At 47.2% G+C, this 21,648-nt stretch carries 21 protein-coding genes and 1 other annotated feature; of the genes, 12 read left to right on the top strand and 9 right to left on the bottom strand.

Annotation, left to right across the window (positions count from 1 at the left end; genetic code table 11):
* Window positions 1–150 precede the first annotated feature (150 nt).
* The 7 genes from DCM90_RS05835 to DCM90_RS05810 all read left to right on the top strand — a co-directional run bounded on the left by DCM90_RS05835 (window position 151) and on the right by DCM90_RS05810 (window position 6,174).
* Window positions 151–1,098: a phosphate/phosphite/phosphonate ABC transporter substrate-binding protein gene (locus DCM90_RS05835; RefSeq protein ID WP_109250392.1), complete on the top strand. Its 948-nt coding sequence runs from the start codon at window positions 151–153 to the stop codon at window positions 1,096–1,098.
* Between the two features lie 87 nt (window positions 1,099–1,185).
* The gene (gene phnC, locus DCM90_RS05830) at window positions 1,186–1,938 is read left to right on the top strand and encodes a phosphonate ABC transporter ATP-binding protein (RefSeq protein ID WP_109250391.1); all 753 of its coding nucleotides are present in this window, start codon (window positions 1,186–1,188) and stop codon (window positions 1,936–1,938) included.
* A gap of 9 nt (window positions 1,939–1,947) precedes the next feature.
* On the top strand, window positions 1,948–2,745 hold the full coding sequence (gene phnE, locus DCM90_RS05825; protein WP_109250390.1) for a phosphonate ABC transporter, permease protein PhnE: 798 nt from the start codon (window positions 1,948–1,950) through the stop codon (window positions 2,743–2,745).
* Window positions 2,745–3,554: a phosphonate ABC transporter, permease protein PhnE gene (gene phnE, locus DCM90_RS05820; protein WP_109250389.1), complete on the top strand. Its 810-nt coding sequence runs from the start codon at window positions 2,745–2,747 to the stop codon at window positions 3,552–3,554. The genes phnE (DCM90_RS05825) and phnE (DCM90_RS05820) overlap by 1 nt, the downstream gene beginning before the upstream one ends.
* Window positions 3,555–3,556: 2 nt before the next feature.
* Entirely contained in the window at window positions 3,557–5,119 is a 1,563-nt protein-coding gene (locus tag DCM90_RS05815; protein ID WP_109250388.1) for a bifunctional metallophosphatase/5'-nucleotidase, read from the top strand.
* 236 nt (window positions 5,120–5,355) lie between these two features.
* Complete coding sequence (locus DCM90_RS10160) at window positions 5,356–5,481, top strand: hypothetical protein (protein ID WP_263852052.1); 126 nt, start codon at window positions 5,356–5,358, stop codon at window positions 5,479–5,481.
* 141 nt (window positions 5,482–5,622) lie between these two features.
* Window positions 5,623–6,174: a tyrosine-type recombinase/integrase gene (locus DCM90_RS05810; RefSeq protein ID WP_109250387.1), complete on the top strand. Its 552-nt coding sequence runs from the start codon at window positions 5,623–5,625 to the stop codon at window positions 6,172–6,174.
* A gap of 76 nt (window positions 6,175–6,250) precedes the next feature.
* On the opposite strand, the gene DCM90_RS05805 is transcribed toward DCM90_RS05810, so the two are convergent.
* The 3 genes from DCM90_RS05805 to DCM90_RS05795 form a co-directional block, all read right to left on the bottom strand.
* Window positions 6,251–7,891 carry a peptide ABC transporter substrate-binding protein gene (locus tag DCM90_RS05805; protein ID WP_109250386.1) on the bottom strand — a complete coding sequence of 547 codons (1,641 nt, stop codon included), beginning with the start codon at window positions 7,889–7,891 and terminating at the stop codon, window positions 6,251–6,253.
* 124 nt (window positions 7,892–8,015) lie between these two features.
* Window positions 8,016–8,274, bottom strand: a binding site (T-box leader).
* A gap of 107 nt (window positions 8,275–8,381) precedes the next feature.
* Window positions 8,382–9,194, bottom strand: a complete 813-nt coding sequence (locus DCM90_RS05800; protein ID WP_109250385.1) for a C40 family peptidase — start codon at window positions 9,192–9,194, stop codon at window positions 8,382–8,384.
* 648 nt (window positions 9,195–9,842) lie between these two features.
* On the bottom strand, window positions 9,843–10,400 hold the full coding sequence (locus DCM90_RS05795; RefSeq protein ID WP_109250384.1) for a hypothetical protein: 558 nt from the start codon (window positions 10,398–10,400) through the stop codon (window positions 9,843–9,845).
* An 88-nt stretch (window positions 10,401–10,488) separates the two neighbouring features.
* On the opposite strand from DCM90_RS05795, the gene DCM90_RS05790 reads away from it, so the two are divergent.
* Both DCM90_RS05790 and DCM90_RS05785 read left to right on the top strand, forming a co-directional pair.
* The gene (locus DCM90_RS05790; RefSeq protein WP_109250383.1) at window positions 10,489–11,133 is read left to right on the top strand and encodes a Crp/Fnr family transcriptional regulator; all 645 of its coding nucleotides are present in this window, start codon (window positions 10,489–10,491) and stop codon (window positions 11,131–11,133) included.
* A 176-nt stretch (window positions 11,134–11,309) separates the two neighbouring features.
* A complete protein-coding gene (locus DCM90_RS05785; protein WP_109250382.1) occupies window positions 11,310–11,774 on the top strand; it encodes a GNAT family N-acetyltransferase in 465 nt (154 codons plus the stop codon).
* On the opposite strand, the gene yaaA is transcribed toward DCM90_RS05785, so the two are convergent.
* Window positions 11,757–12,497, bottom strand: coding sequence for a peroxide stress protein YaaA (yaaA, locus tag DCM90_RS05780; RefSeq protein WP_109250381.1), 741 nt, complete (start codon window positions 12,495–12,497; stop codon window positions 11,757–11,759). The genes DCM90_RS05785 and yaaA overlap by 18 nt on opposite strands.
* 124 nt (window positions 12,498–12,621) lie before the next feature.
* Here yaaA and DCM90_RS05775 point away from each other — a divergent pair, with 124 nt between their 5' ends.
* Complete coding sequence (locus tag DCM90_RS05775) at window positions 12,622–14,577, top strand: elongation factor G (protein WP_109250380.1); 1,956 nt, start codon at window positions 12,622–12,624, stop codon at window positions 14,575–14,577.
* Window positions 14,578–14,662: 85 nt separating this feature from the next.
* Here DCM90_RS05775 and DCM90_RS05770 read toward each other — a convergent pair whose 3' ends face one another.
* From DCM90_RS05770 to DCM90_RS10100, 4 genes are all read right to left on the bottom strand, one after another.
* The gene (locus DCM90_RS05770; RefSeq protein ID WP_109250379.1) at window positions 14,663–16,546 is read right to left on the bottom strand and encodes a hypothetical protein; all 1,884 of its coding nucleotides are present in this window, start codon (window positions 16,544–16,546) and stop codon (window positions 14,663–14,665) included.
* A gap of 90 nt (window positions 16,547–16,636) precedes the next feature.
* Window positions 16,637–17,203, bottom strand: a complete 567-nt coding sequence (locus tag DCM90_RS05765) for a TetR/AcrR family transcriptional regulator (RefSeq protein ID WP_109250378.1) — start codon at window positions 17,201–17,203, stop codon at window positions 16,637–16,639.
* A 15-nt stretch (window positions 17,204–17,218) separates the two neighbouring features.
* Window positions 17,219–18,004 carry an alpha/beta hydrolase fold domain-containing protein gene (locus tag DCM90_RS05760; protein WP_225365980.1) on the bottom strand — a complete coding sequence of 262 codons (786 nt, stop codon included), beginning with the start codon at window positions 18,002–18,004 and terminating at the stop codon, window positions 17,219–17,221.
* Between the two features lie 15 nt (window positions 18,005–18,019).
* On the bottom strand, window positions 18,020–18,160 hold the full coding sequence (locus tag DCM90_RS10100) for a hypothetical protein (protein WP_225365979.1): 141 nt from the start codon (window positions 18,158–18,160) through the stop codon (window positions 18,020–18,022).
* A gap of 220 nt (window positions 18,161–18,380) precedes the next feature.
* On the opposite strand from DCM90_RS10100, the gene DCM90_RS05755 reads away from it, so the two are divergent.
* Both DCM90_RS05755 and DCM90_RS05750 read left to right on the top strand, forming a co-directional pair.
* Window positions 18,381–18,968: a DJ-1/PfpI family protein gene (locus tag DCM90_RS05755; RefSeq protein WP_109250377.1), complete on the top strand. Its 588-nt coding sequence runs from the start codon at window positions 18,381–18,383 to the stop codon at window positions 18,966–18,968.
* A 50-nt stretch (window positions 18,969–19,018) separates the two neighbouring features.
* A complete protein-coding gene (locus DCM90_RS05750; protein ID WP_109250376.1) occupies window positions 19,019–19,279 on the top strand; it encodes a zinc ribbon domain-containing protein in 261 nt (86 codons plus the stop codon).
* Window positions 19,280–19,757: 478 nt separating this feature from the next.
* Here the strand turns inward: DCM90_RS05750 and DCM90_RS05745 are convergent, their stop codons facing one another.
* Complete coding sequence (locus DCM90_RS05745) at window positions 19,758–21,632, bottom strand: UvrD-helicase domain-containing protein (protein ID WP_165815226.1); 1,875 nt, start codon at window positions 21,630–21,632, stop codon at window positions 19,758–19,760.
* Window positions 21,633–21,648: the final 16 nt, after the last annotated feature.

Genomic DNA, 21,648 nt, shown 5'->3' with positions numbered 1-21,648 from the left:
TTAATGTATTAAACGTGTAAAAATAAGGTAAAAATATCAATATTTTTATATATAACAAACATTATAAAAAACAAAGTTGACTAAGTTCGTGTTTATGCGATAAGATGATGGTGAATCACGAACGACTATTATTTTGGGAGGAACCAACTGATGAAATTCGAACACCATGGGAAGTACAAAATTGCGGCTGCTTCGATCATGTTACTGGCCGTTGGTTTAGCGGGATGTGGGAAAACCGCTAGTTCAAGCAAGAAGAGTCACGATTACACGCCTAAGCAGTTAACGGTTGAATTTGTTCCGTCGTCAAATGCCGGAACGATTGAAGCGAAGGCGAAGCCGTTAGAAGGTCTGTTAAAGAAGGAACTGGGGATCCCGGTTAAGGTTGCGGTGTCTACAGACTACAACACGATCGTTGAAGCGATGGGTTCTAAGAAGGTTGACGTTGGTTATTTACCACCTGATGCTTACGTGTTGGCGCACAAGCAATATAACGCGAAGGTGCTCCTCCAAGCCGAACGTTATGGTGTCAAGGAACCGAATGATCAATCGACTAAGAAGTTAGTGGACTACTACCGATCACAAATTTTAGTGCGCAAGGACAGTGGGATTAAGAACATCCAGGATCTTAAGAATAAGACCATTGCTACACAGGATACGACGTCAACCGCTGGCTGGATTTATCCCGCAGTCGAAATGTTGAACCATGGTGTCAATATCAATAAGGATGGAATTAAGACCGTTCAGGTTAAGGGGCATGACCAAGGGGTTCTGTCGGTTTACAACAAGAATACCGATGCCGCCTTTGTCTTCCAGGGAGCCCGGAAGTTAGTTCTGAAGGATGAACCGGACATTATGCAAAAGGTGGTCCCAATTTATACCACGGCTAAGATCCCTAATGACACAATTACCGTTCGTGGTGATATGAGTTCGAAGTGGCAAAAGAAGATCTCGAAGGCCTTTAAGGACATCGCGAAGACGAAGAAGGGTCACCAAATTATTTCTAGCGTTTACAGTCATGAAGGTTACGTCGACTCCAAGGATAGTAATTTCGATATCATTCGGAAGTACGATAAGGAAGCGGCACAATTAGATAAATAATTTTTGGAAGTATAAATGAATAAAAATGGCTGTCGAAATAGTCTGTTTCTGATTATTTCCAGCCATTTTTTTGGAGGGATAACCCGAATGGAAGCCAAATCAATCATTGAGTTTAAGGACGTTAATAAAATTTATGACAATGGGACAGTTGGGTTAAAAGATATTAATCTCACCGTCCAACCCGGAGAGTTTTTAGTCGTGGTGGGTTTATCAGGTGCCGGTAAAAGTACGCTGATGCGAACCATTAACCAAATGCACCGCCCGAGTTCTGGCAGTGTGCTCGTAGACGGCGTTGAAGTTACCGACTTAAAGGGCCGGGCGCTGCGTGAACTACGACGAAAGGTTGGGATGATCTTTCAAAATTTTAACTTGGTCAAACGAACCACCGTTGAGCATAACGTCTTATCGGGCAAGATTAGTTATTACCCTACCTGGAAAAGCCTTTTAAACCTCTATACCAAGGCGGATAAGCTGCAGGCGGCCGAAGCATTAGATCGGGTGAACCTGCTTGAAAAATTGTACATGCGTGCGGATCAATTGTCAGGCGGACAGCAACAACGGGTGGCGATTGCCCGCACGTTAATGCAGGACCCAAAGATTATTTTGGCCGATGAACCCATTGCCTCGTTAGACCCGCTGACGACCCGGGCCGTTATGAATGACCTGAAAAAGTTGAACCAGGAGGATGGGATAACGGTGGTGGTAAACCTGCATTCAGTTCCATTGGCTTTAGAATATGCGGATCGAATTGTGGGGATGCGAGCCGGTCAGCTGGTCTACGATGAACCCATTAACCGGGTAACCGAGTCGGACTTGAACGCGATTTATCAATCCGTATAGGAGGAAACTATGGACATAACGACAAAGATGCCCCACCAATCGTGGGGGCAGAAATACCATATCAAAACCCTCAGCCTAGTTTTACTAACCGTGGGTTTGGTCCTTTTATCCGCACAAGTCTCCGGGGTGGACCTGGCGATGTTCTTTACCAATATTGATCAATTTACTAATTTACTGGTACGAATGTCCCACCCCGATTGGGCCTACGTTACGATCATCTGGCAGCCGATTTTGGAAACCCTCCAGATGGCGATTATTGGGACCACCATTGGAACATTATTTGCGGTTCCGTTTGCCTTCCTAGCTGCAAGTAATATCGTTAAAAATTCCTGGCTGCATGGATTGGTGCGGTTCTTTCTAGATTTAGTTCGGACGCTACCGGATCTGCTATTAGCCGCAATCTTTGTGGCTGTTTTTGGGATTGGTTCCACGGCGGGGGTGGTAACCTTAGCTATCTTTTCCTTCGGGATGATTTCGAAGCTGTTTTATGAAGTGATTGAGACCATTGATGATGGGCCCATTGAAGCCATGGAATCCGTCGGGGCGAATAAACTGCAAGTTGTCCACATGGCGGTTCTGCCACAGGTTTTAAATCCCTTCATTAGTTATTTTTTGTACACGCTCGAAATTAACGTCCGGGCATCGACGGTGTTAGGGTATTTAGGGGCCGGCGGAATTGGGGTTTACCTCCAGCGGTCGCTAAATGAATTTGATTATAGCCAGACCGCCGCCATTATTATCATGACGTTAGTGGTCGTCCTAGTTATTAATGTTCTGAGCGATTACTTGAGGGAGCGGTTAGTTTAATGGAAAAATCACCTGAATTAGAAATTAAAAAGGGTTATTACGACCGGTACGGCTGGTTAGTTTGGGCGCTAATCATTTTAGTTGTCTATGGTTGGGCACTAAAGGGCCTCAAACTAAGCGGAATTCAAGCCTCCGCCGGATCCGTTTCAAAGTCGATTCTAGCGGGAATTTTTCACCCGGACTGGGCTTACGTGTATAACGGTAGTGGTGAAGATTTAGTTTCTTTAATTCTTCAAACGCTCGCAATTGCCTTTTTAGGCACCATTATCTCTGCGTTTATTAGCGTGCCGTTTGCCTTCTGGGCGGCACGTGGCGGTCACGAGAAGTGGCGCTTGCGTTCTGGTAGCGGCAAGTTAGTGCTGACGCTGATTCGGACGTTTCCCGAGATTGTGCTCGCTATTATGTTCATTAAAGCGGTTGGTCCCGGATCCTATGCGGGAGTGTTAGCAGTCAGTGTTCACTCTGTCGGGATGCTGGGCAAGCTATTCAGCGAGGCCATCGAGAACATGGATAACGGTGCCGAAGAGGCCATCGTGAGTGTGGGTGGCAACGCCAGTCAGGTTTTTATGCTGGCTACGCTGCCAACGATTATGCCTGAGTTCATTTCCTATACCCTATACCGGTTTGAGATAGCGGTTCGTTCAGCGACGATTCTAGGGATGGTAGGAGCCGGAGGAATAGGAACCCCCATGTTGTTTGCCATCCAAACCAGAAACTGGCCGCGGGTCGGAATTATTCTACTCGGGATTGTCATTATGGTTTTGATGATTGACAGTCTTTCTGGTCAGTTGCGAAAGAAGCTGGTATAGCCATGAAAATTAAAATTTTATCAACGAGTGACGTTCATGGATACTTGTACCCTACCAATTACAGTACTCCCGATAACGTGACGGATTACGGGATGTTAAAGGCGGCAACGATTATTAACCGGCTTAAAACAACGGCCGCTGATGACGAGGTGGTCATTGCAATTGAAAACGGCGATTGGTTGCAGGGCTCGCCCCTAACCAGCTACGTTGCAAAAAAAATGCCGCCTGCTGATCAGAGGATCATGACGGAAATTACCGCTCGCATGGCAATGGATGCTGGGATCCTTGGTAACCATGAGTTTAACTATGGGTTAGATTACTTGCGGGCGGGGGAAAGCGGCCGAAATTATCCAATTTTAGGGGCTAATATTTTAGGTGGGAAAGATCAGCATATTGTGGATGCCCCCTACCAAATCATTGACCAGCAGGGCGTTAAAATTGCGATTTTAGGTCTGACAACTGCGTATGTGCCAGTCTGGGAACGCGCGGATCATTTAACTGGCTTAACATTTGAATCGGCGCTGACGACGGCTAAACGTTGGGTCCCAAAATTAAGGGAACTTGCGGATGTCGTGGTTGTTGCTTACCACGGTGGGTTTGAAGGTGATCTGGCAGCGGATGAACTAGCCGAACCGCTGACCATAGAAAATGAGGGGCTGCGAATTTTGAATCAGGTGCCAGGTATTGATGCGTTGGTGACCGGTCATCAGCACCAGCAGCTTGCTTCGGTGGTTCACGGGGTTCCCGTTACCCAACCCGGGGATCGGGGACGTTTTGTGGGATGTATTGACCTGGAACTGGCAGAGGATAAAACGGTTGTCACGGCGACTGCTAGCTTACTGTCAACGGCGACGGCGGCGCCAGCCGTTAACCTGATTTCGTTAACGGGCCACCTGCAAGCCAGGGTACAGGAATGGTTGGATCAGCCGCTTGGCCGGGTAAACGGTGTCGAAATGACGGTGGAAAATCCGTTTTTGGCGCGTTTATCCGGACACCCCTACCTGGACTTTATTAATCGGGTTCAAATGGCTGCAACGGGTACGGATATTGCAGCAACGGCACTCTTTAATGATGAAGTGAGGGGGTACCAATCAACGGTTACCATCCGGCAAGTTTTGAATAGCTACGTGTACCCGAATACATTAGTGGTTGAGGAGATCAGTGGAACTGAGCTGCGGGCGGCCCTGGAACGGTGCGCAAGTTATTTTGAACGCCGGGATGGCCAAGTGACGGTTGGCGATGCTTTTATTCACCCCAAGGTACAGCACTATAACTACGACTTTTATTCGGGAATTGATTATACCTTTGACTTACGTCTCCCGGTGGGATCACGAGTCGACCAACTGGATTATCACGGTCAACCCGTGGAAGAAGATCAGCTCCTACAGGTAGCGATGAATCAATACCGGGGCAATGGCGGTGGCGAGTACCCCATGTTTGGCGTGGATAAAGTAGTCCGGGAAGTTAACCTGGATATGAGTGAACTGATTACGGACTACTTCACCACCCACGACCCAGTTATAGCTAAGCAGCCCACTAATTTTCATGTTATTACGGGAAAATAAAAAGGTAGCATAACTGACTGCTAAGGTCCGTTAGATAAAGTGGCCACCTACGATCAAAAGACACAATCAGCTATGTTTCACATGAAACATAGCTGATTGTGCTTGAATTGATCACGGAATTCTTAATAATAAACATAAAAAAAGGATTCTATTCAAGTAAGGTTACTGTTATAATGATAAATCTAGATAATTATAATGAATGATTATAGACCAGCTACGGGGATGGGGAGTTTATTATGATGACGAAGTTAGTGGATGTGTTGACGGTCAGTGCAGTCAGTCTATGGTTTTTATCGGAATTTATTTTAGCGGGGATTCATGTTTATAATCGATTCCGGGTTAAACGGAAAAAGGAGGGCTAGCAGCCCTCCTTTTTTACTAAACAGTTTGCTGTTCCGGACCGGAAACGAAAAAATTGTGATTCTTGGGGTGGAACCGCTATAATACAAATGTAAAGTGTTTTGCTTGCAGTAATGATTATGAATAGAATTGAAGGCTAAAAAATGCATAATAACGTGGAACCGCTACGAACCCAGAGAGAAATTAGGGATTTCATTTCCGCGGTGTCACAGTTGAAGTTTGGAAAACGAAATCGTTTAATTGTCTTAATGGGAATTAATACTGGATTAAATATGAGCGATCTCTTAGCGCTAAACGTTAAAGACGTTCGGAATAAGGACCAAACACTAGTTACAGAGCAAAAGACCGGCAGAAAACGCTGGCTCTACCTTAAAAATATCCGATCAGATATTTGGGACTATACTCAGACGATGGAACCGGATGAACCAATATTTATGGGCATTCGGGGCAACCGGTTGACCGTCAAAGGGGTTTCTAATCTTTTTCAGCGGACTGCGGTGATTCTGCATCGTAACGATATTGGCATCCAAACGCTAAGAAAAACGTTTGGCTACCATTACTACCTCCAAAATCAGGATCTGACAACGCTGATGACCCTTTTTAACCAGGCATCCGAAAAAACCACCCGACGATACATTGGGATTACGCAGGATACAATGGAAATGAAGTTGAAACAATTCCATTTGGGGATTTAACTTCGCTAAGCGCATGTTTCACATGAAACATGAAAACCCAACTCCTCAATGAGTAATTTGAGGAATCGGGTTTAATCTACTTCATATAGGCCGTTCGGAAATCGAGATTTCCGTTAAATTTATTGGATACAACACCGTGAACGGTTGGCTTAACTAAAATATGGGATCCTCCCTCATAAAGTGGGGTAACGGCTTGATCCTTTAACGCGGTCTTCTCGGCCGTTATTAGGTCTTGGTAACGAGCGGGGGCGTTGTTAGCGTCGCTTCCATCGGCTTTAGCCATATCAGCATCATAGGTCTGACTGGAATAGTGGCCCATATTTGAGTTGCTATCAGAGGTTAGGATAGTAAGGGCCTGGCTGGGATCGGCAAAGTCCATTCCCCAGCTTGTTAGGTTAAGCTGAAAGTTGCCTTGAGAAACTTTGGTTAGCATGGCGGTAAACGGCATCGGGCGGATGGTCACTCGCAGACCGCTGAGGTGACTAGTCAGTTGGCCCTGAATGAACGTTGCTAATTTTTGGCTGGTTTCATCATCGCCGCACGTTATGGTGAGGGTTAGCTGGTGATGTCCCAATTCCCTTTGAGCCTGTTTGAACCGAGCTTGAGCAGCTGATAGGTTATAGCTGGCTGTTTGACTGATCTTAGTATCCGCCACAAAATCTTGCCCGGATTTTGGGTTCTTTAGCATTTGATGGACGCCAAAAGTGGAAGCAGCAACGGATCCGTCTTGCAAGACATTATGAACCAGCTGCTGCCGATTAATCGCTAGCGAAATCGCGGTTCTTAAATTTTGATTGGCGGCTAGTTTATCCTTTTGGTTGTACTGAATAAACCCAATGCGACCCGTCGGTAACGTTTTTAGGTTGGGATTATGTTGATTTTGCAGGTTGGCTTGCCCGGATAGGGTTACCATATCAAGTTGGTTAGACTGGTAGAGGTTGTAGGCTGTCGATTCTGATTTGATGACCTGGTAGTTAATTTGGTGAAGTTTAACGGCTTTTTTACCCCAGTAAGCGGGGTTCTTTGTTAACTGCCAATTATTGTTGGTCCCGTTCCAGCCGACTAATTTGAAGGGCCCATTATACACCGTCGTTTGAGCGGAAGTACCATATCGTTTACCGTACTCCTTGACCGCCGTTTCATTCAGCGGGTAAAAAGTGGTTCCGGCTAATAATTTTTTGAAGTAGGGCACCGGTTTGGTTAAATTAATTTGTAATTGAAATTTTCCGGTGGCTTGGACGCCGAGGGTCCGGGGCTGTTTTTGACCGGCAACGATAGCTTTAGCGTTTTGGATATTCGCAAACAAATAGGTGAATTCGGATTTGGTTTTGGGGTCTAACGTTCGTTCCCACGAATAAACAAAGTCGGAAGCAGTGACGGGCTGACCGTTACTCCATTTGCCATCGTGCCGCAAATTAATGGTATAGGTTGTCCCTTGATTGGTGACAGCTGTATGAGTTGCGAGGGCATTTTGGGGCTGACTATCCGCATTCAAACGGTATAATCCTTCGCCAACCTGGCTAAGTTGGGCGCTAGAAACGCTATCCGTAATTTTTGATGCATCCAGACTAATTAAATTAGTGCTTTCATATAGGTTAAGGGTTTGAGCCTGCGATGTTCGAGCGGGAGCGCTGGTGGCGTGAATAGCGACGCCAATCCCGATTGCCAAGGTTAATCCACCTAGTAATAAGACCTTTTTGTTTGTTAGTAAACTCATGATTTTTCCTCCAGTTGATTTAAGGTTGGGTTTAAAAAATCATTGAGTTTTGCCATCGTAGTTGCTTCATGCCGCGTTACCTCCCGTTAGAGAAATCAAAAAAACCGTCCTTAACAGCCAATGCGTTAAGGACGGTTTTTTACCGCGGTGCCACCTTAATTGAGGCGCCTAAGTCCACTAAAAAGAACTCTAGGCGTCCTCCAACTCCACAGGGAACCAACATTCCCCTGACAACTGACGTATGTCACACGTCTCTTCGTACTTTCATCATTTCGGAAGAGCCCTCAGTGGTCCATTTAACTATCTGCGTTCGGCCATATTCTCAGCAACGATGGCTCTCTGTGCGGGCACAATAATCTTGATCTCCACTTCATCGGTTTTAAGGACGATTTTTAAGTTGGCATTATCATACAGCAGGGGAGCAGGACCTGTCAACTCACAAAAGAGGACACAAAAAAAGCCGTTATTAACGGCTTTTTCAAAGTTAAATTTAGTTAACGTGACCAGCAAAGCTAGGCATGAAGTATGAGCTAATGCTGTAAACGGCAACGTTAGTACCAGGAGTAGCAGCAGCAACGTATTGACCGTTACCAATGTAGATTCCTTCGTGATAAGTAGAACCCTTGTCACCCCAGAAAAGAATATCGCCAGGTTGTGCGTCGCTGACACTTTCGTATGAAACTTGGCTTTCTTGGGCTACAGTGTAGTGAGCTAAGCTAACGCCAGCTGCTTGTTGGTAGACGTAAGCCACCATACCAGAACAGTCCATCCCGCTTAAGCTAGAACCGCCCCAGACGTAAGGAATATTTTGTGAAGTCAAGGCTAGGGCTGCGTTAACAACGGAACTGTTTGAAGTTGAAGTAGTTGATGAGCTGCTGTTAGTCGAAGATGAGTTCGAAGTGTCAGCAGTTGAGTTATCACTAGTGTGGTTGTAAGTTGTATCACTAGAACCATTGTCTGAACTGACATTCTCGTTATTTGATGAGACACTAGAAGAGTTGCCAGTGGCTTCATCAGCTGAAGAGTAGTCATTGTTATCATTGTTAATGTTGTTCGAAACATTAACGTTGTTGTTTGATACATTGTTGTTTGAAGTACTAGTAGTGTATGAAGTGTTCGTGCTAGTTGAGTGGCTGCTAGACTTCATTTGGTTAATAGTGTTCGTGTTTTGTGCCTTCTGGGATGCCGTGTAGTGGGGACGTGGGGCACCGTTAGCATTGGCACTGGCAATAGTAGTTGATGATAAACTTGCACCGATAAGGCTAAGTGAGGCTAATAAAACAGTATGTACTGGAAGTTTCAAGGTTAGTTCCTCATTTCATATATAATTTATTTTATTTGATGATTCCATTGTAGAGCGACAATGTTACGAGAGGTTGTTGGTGAATTTACAACATTGAGTCAAATGTGACATTTACATGACAAAACGGAAACTCTATCCCGTTTTCTCAGTGAACATCAGTAATTAACGTTACTGCTGATCGGTTCCAACAACGCTCAATCCCCATTTTAAATCAAAAACCTAATCATTGGTTAACTTTTGACTTCGGAATTTATGAAAAATCTAACAGTGAGAACTATTGGATATCTTTTACTTTAAGATGAGGACATTTCATGGTAAAATACGCATATGGTGCCAAACCTGCATGATTTCGGTCATGCTGCGCCAATCAGCGCTGCCAGCTGCTTTCGACTACTATAAGCAGTCTGGCTAAAGAGGTAAATCCTGCAATCGGATATTTTGCAATTTACCAAGAAAACGACCGTCCTTATGGGCGGCCGTTTTTTTATGCCCATTTTAGGCGTTAAGCAGTAGGTTAGCCGAACAGCTGATGATCATTCCAGCCAGCATCATGGTCATAGCGAAATCCATATTCATCCACAATAATCCCACTCCGCTAATTAAGTAACACAGCAGCTCAACGATGTGGATCATCCGCATAAGCATCGGCTAGTTTACCCGGTGAATTTCACCCACGGCAATGGGCAGCGTAACGTGGGCGTCAAAGTGGCCGACCATTCCAGCTACCGTATCTGGGAGATCAAGGTTGGCGGGAACCCCATGGATATAAATGACCCGTTTTTCAAGTTGTAAATCTGAACTGCCAAAGGCCGCCGCAAAGTTGGCCCGTAATTCAGTTAGGGGAACCACCTTAGTGTAAGCAAAGTGCCCCTGGTCATCGGCAACCGGATAGCGGTCGTGTGGGACGTCCATTTTTTCGGGTGCGTCGTCAAAAGGAACCATGGTGGTCCCAGAGACGGTTTCCGTCTCCATTAAATCGACAAAACCGTCGTGGTTGACATCTTGTTCGCTGGTCGCAGCTAGGGCTGCTTGACCGTCTGGAAAGCCATGGAAATGTTCCCAGTGTTCTGTGTTTGCCGGGGTATCAAACATTTCGATGGTAATCGTTAACTGGTCCCCTTCCTCAACGAGGGTGGCTGTTCCGTGGGCGTTCGTTCCTAATTTAGCCGCGTTTAGCGGAGTTAAGGCTGCTTCATATTTAATCATGTCATGATCCTCCTTGTTTTGACAAGAATTAGTGTATAATAAGCGGCATAAAATAAATTTGATATATGTCAATTGAAGGAGAAAACCGATGCACTCAGCCTTTGAATGTGTTCGTTCCGCCCCCATTTTTATCGGGCTGGACGAAGCGACCATTACTAAACTCACCACGATTTCAACCCACCAAGAGCGTTTGCCTGCGGGGACGACCCTTTATGAAGCGGGATCAGATGTGGACCGGTTGTTAGTTGTGGATCAGGGGCGAATTAAAGTTTACCGGTTGGATGAGGCGGGCCAGGAACAAATTCTTTACTTCTTAAGCGGGCATTCCGTGGATAGTGAAGCTGCGTTGTTTACCGATTCCATCCACCACAACTTTGCGGAAACGGTGGAGGATTCACTGGTTTGCTCCATTCGTAAAACGGATTTTCAACGGTTGCTGGCTAATACGCCCTCGTTGGCAATTAGCATGATGAACGCGTTTGGTAATCGCTTGACCGACTTAGAAAATCATAACGCCCGTTACGGGACGTTAACCGCTCATGATCGATTGCTTCAATACCTAGAAGACACTGCCGGGCAAATTGGCAGCCAGTACTTTAAGCTGCCCCTCAGCAAGCGGGATTTAGCGAATTGGTTGAGTATTACACCGGAAACGTTGAGCCGTCAGCTGGCTAAGCTGGTGCAAGAAAACCACATTAAAATGACGGGTCGGATGATTCAACTGGTGGGGTAAGTGGCCGGGGCCGATTGAATTTTGCTGCTGAAAGCGGTATACTGACCCTACTAAATTAAATTTAATGTTAGGTTCGTCCCCGGATGAACCCAATTGGACGTTGGCTGGATTTCACTAGGGCACCGAAACGGTGAGAAATCCAGCTAACGTCCAATTTTTTCTAGGAGGGATTTGTGATGGAAACAACGGTGACAATTAGAACGACTGATGAGTTAACCAGCCAAGAACTGATTAAGATTATGGCGGAACGGGTTAAAGTTTTTGTGGTGGAACAGGAATGTGCCTATCAAGAAGTCGATCAGTTAGACTTTAAGGCCCAACATGTCCTGATCACCCGGGGTGCTCAATTAGTAGCTTATGCCCGGATTGTTCCCAATGAGGATCCCGACTACATTAGTTTTGGCCGGGTATTAGTGGTTCAACAATTTCGGGGCCAGCACTTGGCGTCCCAATTGGTCCAGGCAACCCTGGATGAAATTGCGCGGGAATATGGGCCGCAGCCCGTGAAGATTGCGGCCCAAAGTTACCTACAGCGATTTTACGGGTCGTTTGGATTTCGGCCCGTGTCGAACGTGTACTTGGAAGACGGCATCCCCCACGTGGACATGGTTTTAGAGCGGCAGCTAGTGAAGAAAGACTAATTGATGATCGGTGGACCGTTGAGCATCGTAATGGTAGTCAAGGTGGTTAAACTGGGTTAGTTCTGCCAGCGTCTGGACGTTGTTTTCGGCCATAAACCGGACCATTTCACCCCGAGCCATTTTAGCAAGGGTTGCCCGGGTTTTCACTTTGCCGTCAACGAGGTGACCGAAGATCACGTCAACAAAATGGTCGGTTGGCGTTAGGTACCGCCGAATCGCCTTAGCGTACTCCTGCGATGCGAGGTTAATGATCGGCTCGCCTGGGGTAGCTAAGGCGGCGTATAGTTTGTCAGACCAAAAGTCATATAAATTTCGATGCTGATTAACCTGCAAGGGGGCCTGCATTTCTAAACGGTAGGGAACAATTCCGTCAAACGGACGCAGGATGCCGTAAAATCCGGATAGAATTCGTAAGTTGGTTTTAACATAATCTAAGGCGGGAGTCGTAAATAAGTCGGGGGCCATATATTGGTACTGAATCCCGACAAAGGCCATTAAAGCCGGGGTAATCCCTTGCTCAAGGTCTAGTTGTTGTAAGGATTGATAATTGGTTTGGGCCAGTTTGTCGCTGCAGTGCCATAACGTCTTTAATTCGGCGTAATTAAGCTGGTGCATGGCGGCTAACAGTTGGTTCGTTTCGGCTAAGTAAGCGGGAGTTGATTCGGGGGCAAAACTGTCGCCATCTACCTGCATTTTTTTCGCGGGGGCAATGATTATTTTCATGGGTCATCTTCCAATCGGATAAAATAGTTAGGCCCATTTTAGCACGGCAGTTTGCGAAAATAACGGTACGGTTGAAATTTGTTTGGTACACTGGAGTCAAAGTGATTAGAGAGGACGATGAACCATGAAGAAGCACCTCGTTGCTGGCATCATTGCGCACGTCGATGCGGGTAAAACGACTCTGTCTGAAGCCATGCTTTATCAGGCGGGGGCCCTGCGCAAACTGGGCCGGGTGGATAAAGGGGATGCCTTTCTAGATCCCGACCAACTCGAAAAGCAGCGCGGGATTACCATTTTTTCGCACGAAGCGACTTTGACTTACCAAAACTTAGATTTAACGTTATTAGACACACCGGGGCATGCCGACTTTGCCAGTCAAACGGAACAGGTGTTAAGCGTGCTGGACGTCGCAATTTTAGTCATCTCGGCAACCGATGGGATTCAAGGGTATACCCGAACCCTATGGCGGTTACTAGACCGGTACGGGATTCCTACGTTCATTTTTGTTAATAAAATGGATGCCCCGGATCTTAGCCAGGGAGAACTTCTGGACCAGCTGCAGCAGGGATTGTCACAGGGATGTGTTGCATTTGAACCGGAATTATCCGAGGCGGCACAGGAAACCATTGCTTTACAGGATGAGGCCGTTCTGGACCAGTTTTTAGCCACCGGTGAGCTGGCCGGTTCAACGGTTCAGCAAATGATCAAGCACCGGCAGATTTTTCCGTGTTATTTTGGATCAGCCCTTAAATTAACTGGAGTTGATTCAATGATGACGGGTCTAGAGCGATGGGCAACGCCAATGCAGCCCGAGCCTGAATTTGGCGCCCGGGTATTTAAGATTACCCACGATGAAAAGGGAGAACGACTCACTTGGCTTCGGGTAACCGGGGGAACCTTGAGAACGAAGGATCAGCTTATTGGCGATCAAAAAGCCAACCAAATCCGGCTGTACAACGGGGAAAGGTATCAGGTGGTTTCCGAAGTTGAAGCGGGAACCGTTTGCGCGGTGACGGGCCTGGCGGATACCCAAGCGGGGATGGGGCTTGGCAGTGAACCGGCAGCTGGAACGCCCGTTTTGCAGCCGGTCTTGACGTATGCGTTAGACCCGTTGGATCATGACCTGCACGTCTGCCTAGCTGCTTTGCGCCAGCTGGAGGATGAAGATCCGCTCCTCCACGTTAGCTGGTCCGAACAGCTCCAAGAAATTCGGGTCCAAATTATGGGTGAAATCCAGTTGGAAGTGCTTCAACAACTATTACTAGACCGGTTTGGATTAACCGTGGCCTTTGATGAAGGCGGCATTCTCTACCGGGAAACAATCACGGCCCCCGTTGAAGGGGTCGGGCACTTTGAGCCCTTAAGGCACTACGCGGAGGTTCATTTATTGCTGGAGCCGGCACCCCGGGGTAGTGGGCTAACGTTTACAACGGATTGCTCACTTGAAGTCCTCGATAAAAATTGGCAGCATCAAGTCTCGGCTAATTTAAGTGCCAAGGAACACCGGGGAGTCTTAATCGGGGTGCCCCTTACGGATGTTAAAATCACGTTAATTGGGGGTCGGGGTAGTCTCGTCCACACCGTTGGCGGTGACTTTCGGGAAGCAACCTGGCGGGCCATGCGGCAGGGCCTAATGGTGCTCAGACAGCAGGGCTATTGCCAATTACTGGAACCCTGGTACCAGTTTAGGTTAGAAATTGGTCTGGATCAGGTCGGTCGGGCAATGACTGATGTTCAGCGAATGCACGGCACCCTTGATCCCGCCGGAGCCGGTGAGGGTGCAGTAGACGGGTTAGTAACTTTAACGGGGTCCGCCCCCGTTTCTGAAATGCGCACTTACGCCCAGGAGGTTCATGCGTATACCCACGGTCAGGGCCAACTCGAGTGCTTCTTTTTGGGATACTTACCGTGTCATGATGAAGCCGAAGTAGTCGAAACTCAGCAATATGATCCAATTACGGACTATGATAACCAGACGGGGTCCGTATTCTGTGCGCACGGCGCCGGATATCCGGTCCCGTGGAATGAGGTCCCGGAAGCGGCCCATTATCCGTACCAATATCCAGTGAAATTCAAATAGGGGAATTGATTGACCCCATCCCCTTTACTATCAAAAAAACTGGGTTCCAACCCGAACGTGACACGTTCAGATTGGAACCCAGTTTTTACCGTGATTGATTTTGGTTTAATTCGTCATCCTTAAACGAAGCGGCATCCACTGCAGCCACCCCCGTTTTAGTTGTGGGCTGTTGGTACTTGAAACTGACCCGGTCCCCGGATTGGACGAGGCGGGCACTGGCCGCAAAGCCGGTATCCTTAGGATTTAGGTTGTAGACGTGCGGGTCGCCCTTCAGCATGAACCAGTATTGACCGTCGCTCGTGGCGGCAAACCGGAAAATGGTTCCACGGGTGGATTTAGTCACCCGTTTGCTGCTGTCGGTGATGGTACCAGCGCCCGACTGCATGTTTTGGGTCAGGCTGGTTAAGGTATCCTTGGCGTTCGTTCCGATCGCGAAGGTTCCCGCCTGATTGCTGCCGTTTGCTAGTAGGTAGACGTACTTCATAAAGGAGTAGTTCTTGCCGTCTAGCATTGAAATGACCCAGGTTGGCTGACCGTTTACCCGGTACAGCAGGGGAATCGTTCCCTTGTAATTTTGCGGGTTGATATCCTGTTCTGCGTAGGAAATGGCCCGTCCCGGCGTCATAATACTACCCTTTTCTTGGAAGTATTTAAACTCGTTGGTATGGGCATCCACGAAGACGTACCCCAGTAACGTCGTTTGTTTTTCCGACCAGCTGGTCATACCCGTAAAGTAGTAAATGCGCCCCTTGTATGCGTATGGCGTCAGGGAATCATTGGTACCTTCCGTTCCGTGGCCCGCTGATTTCATGACCTGTCGGTGACCACCGATAATAGAGGCGTTCCAAAATCCGTTACGGTAGTGACCAAACGCTTCAACTTCCTTGGCAACGTAGTTCGGTTCAACGCTGACGTCCACAAAACTCGGGACGTCCTTTCGGTTATAGACCTTTACCTGACCGGTTACAGCGTTTAAAACGGCGACTTTGTACTTGCTGAAGTTCGTGTTAAAGCTCCAGTCAAACCGGCGCGTCAGGGTTTTAACGTAGTAGGGGGTCCCGTGCTCGTCGATTTCTAATTGGGGTGCCGATTTACTCATATAGTACCCGATCGACTGAGCGTAAATCCGCCGAATGGCATCAGAATTAAAGTAGGCACTCGGTGTGTAAGTCATCGGGCGATTAACAAACTTCGGGGTGGCTGATTTATCCGTGGCACTCACCATAAAGTACCCGGGAGTTTTCCGGTAGTTCAGGTACCGGAAAAAACCGCCGTCAAATTCCACTGGCGCAACGTAGACCATTTTTCCGTGGTACATTTGGACTCGAAGATGGTCGAGGTCGTAAACGTTGGAATTCTTAAAGCTGTTGAGCGAGTTGTTCATGTCTGCCCGAACGGTTGCGGGAGCGTTAACCACCGGCAGGTCTTCGTTGCTCTTTAAAACGGGCATCGGAGCCGACTTAGAATTAGATTTAATGGTGGTTGGAATACTGTTAACCATTTGGTGGACGTCTAGCGACATGGCACTCGCACCTAACCACGTTCCAATTCCAATGACTAAACAGGCTACGATCCACCATAACCCTAATTTAAGGGAGCGGCCCCGCTTAGTCTGGTGATTGGTAACGTCGTGGCGTCCTTGAGTGGATGATTCGTTGAAAAACCGGCTAAACCGACCGTTGGCTAAGCTATCGGTAATGGTATCGGCCCCGAATAGCAGTAAGAAAATTCCCGCGCCAATGACGCCAATCGTTGTAATGGTGAAGATGACGTTGGGAAGGGCTAGTGACGGCAACCACCAATAGATTAAGAGGTAACCTAAAATCACGGCTACCAAGGTTGCTTGGGAAAACCGGCGTTTGATCCCGCTGGTGATGATTCGCTTTGGTAATAATAAGGTAGTTATTAATAATAATATCCATGCTGACATTAAAAATAGGGTGATTTCTAAAAACTCAATCCACATCATGTGAAACTCTCCTCCTCGGTTCGTCTGATAAATCCCGTAGTCTTAGTATACCGGTCTGGGGAACAGATGAAAGGAGAAGTTGAGTGAGTCCTATTTTAGAACGGCTCGCTCTGATAACCACTTGATCTGACTGAAGGGGGCTTCAATCGTTTGATTTTTGCTGGCGATTAAATATTCGACGACCGGCGTGTATGCGTAGGCCATAAGGATTTGAGCGTTAATGTCAACAAAGGCGCCGGTTGTGACGCCATGGTCAACGAAGATTGCCAACCGTTCAAAACCGGAATAAGCCTCCGTTTTGGAAATTTGCAACTGGTTAAGAATTGGGGCCTGATTAAATTCTCGGATGAGCATGAGGTCATCAAAATGCGTTTGGCCGTATTGGTAGACGAGGTCCATGAAGTGACCTAACTCGGTTTTTGGGTCGCCATGAACGTCAAATTGAGTGATGGCCTGAGCTAACTTTGTTTTTCGGTTCAAATAAAGGGACCTTAACATGTCATCCTTATCTTTAAAGTACGTATATAACGTGCCGGAAGCGATATGAGCCTGTTGGGCGATTTTACTCAGGGAAACCGCCGCTATCCCCTGAGTCATGATGATGTCACTGGTACTGTCTAAAATTCGCTGTTCTTTTTCGCTATCTAATCCGCGCATATCAATGACCTCGAGTTAATAATTTTGGTAGGGCAAGATAAACTGCCAGGCTTGTTGACGGGTATCGATGGCTTCTGGGAGGGTTGCTTCCCAGTTGAACCCGTGCCACATCCCCTCTTTTATCACTGCTTGAAAGGGGATATTAGCATCTTTAAGCTTAGCCGAAAATCTGACTACGTTACTTAGCATAATATCACGGGTACCGGAACTCATAAAGGTTGGTGGAAACCATGGACCCAGTTCACCATACAATGGCGATACTTCGGGTGAGGTTGGATCCGCCCCCTGAATGTAACGTTGTGCAATTCGTAACGCGAGGTGGGCGGACATGACATCGCGGCGATTATTGAAGACGGCACTGTCGCCATTGCCGCTGATGTCTAATGCTGGGCAAAAGATAATATTTGCTGCAGGGAGGGGAAGGCCGAGGGCATGAAGTTTAAGTTGGGCGGCCACCACTAGGTTTGATCCCGCTGAACTTCCCATCATGAAGGTTGGTTGATCCCCAACTTGATCCAGAAATCCTTGGTAAAACGCCACAACTTCGTTTAAAGCAACCGGTACGGCCGCTTCGGGTGCGCGGGAATAGTTAATGGAGTAGACAGGCAGGTTTGTTTCAGCAGCGGCTAATAGAGCCGTTCGCTCACGAGCCGTTCCCATGGTAAACCCACCTCCATGTACGTTGAGGAGGGCGCCGCGATCTTTCTGTACGTTTGGGGATTCAATGAGTAGACCATCAACTCCGTTAAACTGAATTGGCTGGGTGGTGAGGTGGTGCTTCGAAATTAAGGCCTCTTCCACAGAATCTTCGCCAGTCTAGAATTGATCCCGCATCTTGATAATCATGCGGTTGGTAATGGGAATAAAGTTAGGAATATCAATGAATTTAAAGGTTTTGAGGATGGCAGCAGCTTCGGGTGACACAGTGTTGAGCTGAGCAGCTTTTAATTTGGGCATAGTTAAGACCTCCATATTGAATTGAAAAGCGTTTAATTGATTGATCGATCAGTTAATATACAAGTAGTATACTCATGAAAAAATAGAATGCAAGTAAATAATCTACTCCATAAAAAATGACCCAGTAAGTTAATATGGATTATCAATCGGAGTTATTAAACTTGAGTTGACCCATTCTCGGATTTCTGGCACACTAGTTGAAACAATTAGGAGGTTGGGTATGACGAGGAGTATGCTTTTGCTGGCAGAAGGCTTTGAAGCCTTGGAGGCCAGTGCCTTTACCGATGTGTTTGGTTGGAACCGAATTGAAGGCGATGGTTCATCTGGGCTAGACATTGTGGGATTGCGGCCTGAAATTAAGGCTACGTGGAACTATAAGATTACCGTAGATCACATTTTAGCGGAGGTTAATGTCGCTGACTACGATGCCCTCCTGATTCCAGGTGGCTTTGAGGAAGGGAATTTCTATCAGGACGCATTTTCACCAGAATTTTCAGAGGTGATTCAGCAGTTTAACCAGGCCCATAAACTGATTGCAACGATCTGTGTTGGTGCGCTGACCTTAGGTAAAGCGGGAATTTTGAACGGGGTAAAGGCGACTACATATACCTATGGTGGGATGATCAGTGCTCGTCAACGGCAACTTGCTAACTTCGGTGCTGAGCTGCTACAGCAACCCATTGTAGAATCGGATAACTTGATCACCAGTTGGAACCCGAGCACGGCGGTCCCTGTGGCGTTACGCGCATTAGCTCGGTTAACCTCCGAAGAAAATGCAGCTGAAATTGGTAAACGTATGGGCTACTAATGAAATTTTGTTTCATGTGGAACATGACTATTAAGGAGGTCGTTAGAACTATGGAAAAGTTTTGTCAAAGCTGCGGCATGCCGCTGACGGCGACTAACCGGGGAACGAATGCGGATGGGAGTTTGTCAAGCGAGTATTGTCACCTCTGTTATCAACGGGGTGCGTTTACTCAACCTCAAATCACCTTGGCCGAAATGAAACGGGAAGGGCTAGCTGGAATTAATAAAGACCCTAAGATGAATGGTATAAAAAAGTTCATGATTAAGCTCACGTACGGCCCAATGCTGAAACGATTAAAACGGTGGCGATAGGAAAAAGGGTGTGAAAGCACTCGGTAGATCTCGAGGAATAACGTAAGAGATGAAAAGTGCTGGTCTTAGGCATTATTCGATAACTTGGTTAACCGCACAGAGGTCTGAGAAGTGTAACCCAACTAAAGGGTATGGAACTTCTCGGGTAGATCTTGAGGAGTAACTGAGTTATCGAAAAATGCTGGTCTTGGGCATTATTCGATGACTTGGTTAACCGCAGAGATCTGAGAAGTGTAACCCAACTAAAGGGTGTGGAACTTCTCGGGTAGATCTTGAGGAGTAACTGAGTTATCGAAAAATGCTGGTCTTGGGCATTATTCGATGACTTGGTTAACCGCAGAGATCTGAGAAGTGTAACCCAACTAAAGAAAACCACAACCAAATAGGGGGGATGACCGAATCCGATTAAACAACAATCGAATCTGGCCACCCCCCTATTTGGCATGGTCTAATTTCTTATATCTCAGCCTCAATAAACTCATTCATCGGTGGTTAACTTATTAATAATGGTTAGGGTCTGGGTGGCGCGTGATGCGGCCACGTACTTGCGGTGGGGGCCAAACTCAGCGTCAGAGAAGTAACGATCCTGGAAGTTGACGATGATGACGCGATCGAATTCTAGGCCTTTAGCGATTGCTAGGGGAATAATTTGGACGTTGGTTTCCGGCCGATCACGGTCTTGCGCAGAAATAACCGCTATGGATAGAGATAATCGATCGCCTAGCAGGTCGTAAAGCGCTTGGGCGGATGAAGCGTCAGATACGAGAATAGCGAACGTTCCGGTAGTTTCAGTTGCTTGCTGGCGAATTAGACTGGCAAGGTCGGAGACTGAATAGTGGTCTAGGATTAGGGGCGCATTTCCCTCGGGCTGGATCGGGCGAATGAATGAGCCGTTTGGCAGCCCGCTGAACTGGCCGAAGTAACGGGTAATGGCGCCGGTTGACCGGTAACTCGTTAATAAGGAAACGGCGGTTACTTTCCGGTTGTGGACCGCAAATTGGTGCTGTAAGGATTGGGGATCAAAACTGTGACCGTCCAGCGTTTGGTTGTGGTCGCCCACGAGGGTTAGGTGACTGGCTTTAAAAACCGTCATCATGAGTAACATCTGATCCTCGGAATAGTCTTGGACTTCGTCAACGAAGAGGGCTTTGATGTTGTCTTGACGAAACTGGGTGATCAAAAGCACGGTGTAGAGCAATTGAAGTGGGGAGGGTGCAGCTAAACCAAGGCAACGAAAAATAGGATCCCATGGCAACCAGGAGCTGAAGTCATCCGGGATATCGTCCCCGGCAACTTGGCGGCGCCAAAGCAGCTGCAGTCTTGCGATGATGGGTTCGGCGTCATCCGTTTGGGAAATTCCGGGGATGAATCGATCCAGACTTTTGGGGGCGGGTTGGTCCAGAATCGCGTTGATTTTTGATAAGTATTGATTATAACTTAAATCGGTTTCTGAAAGTGATACCCCGAAATAATGGCTTAGTTTTACTAAATAATTATTAAACGTCAATGCGCTGGGATTTTGTTCACCTAATGCAGGTAAAACGTCCTTGATGTACTGTGCAAAGATGGTGTTGGGCGTTAGTAGTAAAAAGTCATCAGGTTGCCAGTCTTCGCGGTGAACGTAGCGTAAGTAAGCAATTCGCTGCAGTAACACGGAGGTTTTGCCACTTCCGGCGACCCCATCGACTAGTAAGACATCGGCGCTTAGATTCCGGATGACGGCGTTTTGCTCCGCTTGAATGGTGGTGGTAATGTCTTTTAGGGAATCGGAGTGCGGGGCGGCCAGAATTTCGAGTAAGACGGGATCGTTGATCGCCGCCGTCGTATCCATGACTCCTAGCAGGTGATTATTTTGAATTTGAAACTGGCGCCGCAGGGTAAGATTAACGGAAATTGTTCGGCCGTTGGCGACGTAAGAGGTGGGGCCCTGCTTGCCGGCGTAGTAGACGTCAGCCAGGGGCGTTCGCCAATCGTAAACGATATTTTCTTCATCGGGTTTGGCGTAGCCCACCTTTCCCAAATAGAAGGGTTCAGAAACGGCATCGCCGAAGTCAAGGTCGATCCGGGCAAAGTAGGCTTGTGGAAGCAGCAGGTTAGCTTTGCGTTGTTGACTTCTGGCCCGGTCAACTTTAGCGTTTAACGCATCAATCTGCCGGTTGCCGCTCTCGATGTTGGCAAAGGTATCAACGTTATCAGCGAAGGAATCGAAGTTTAGTCGGGTATCCTGGGCTAAGTTGGCCTTTGTTTCACGGCCCTCTTGTTCAATGGTATTGATTAACTGGTCTAACCGGTCGAGTTCAGAACTTAAAAAGGCCACGACTTTGGTTAGGTGAGTTTGTTCCAAATTTTCCATCTGATCACCTCTGAAG

Source organism: Levilactobacillus bambusae (assembly GCF_003124125.1).
GTDB lineage: Bacteria > Bacillota > Bacilli > Lactobacillales > Lactobacillaceae > Levilactobacillus > Levilactobacillus bambusae.
The sequence above is the reverse complement of the archived record's forward strand: the minus strand, read 5'-3'. Positions and strand labels throughout refer to the sequence as shown.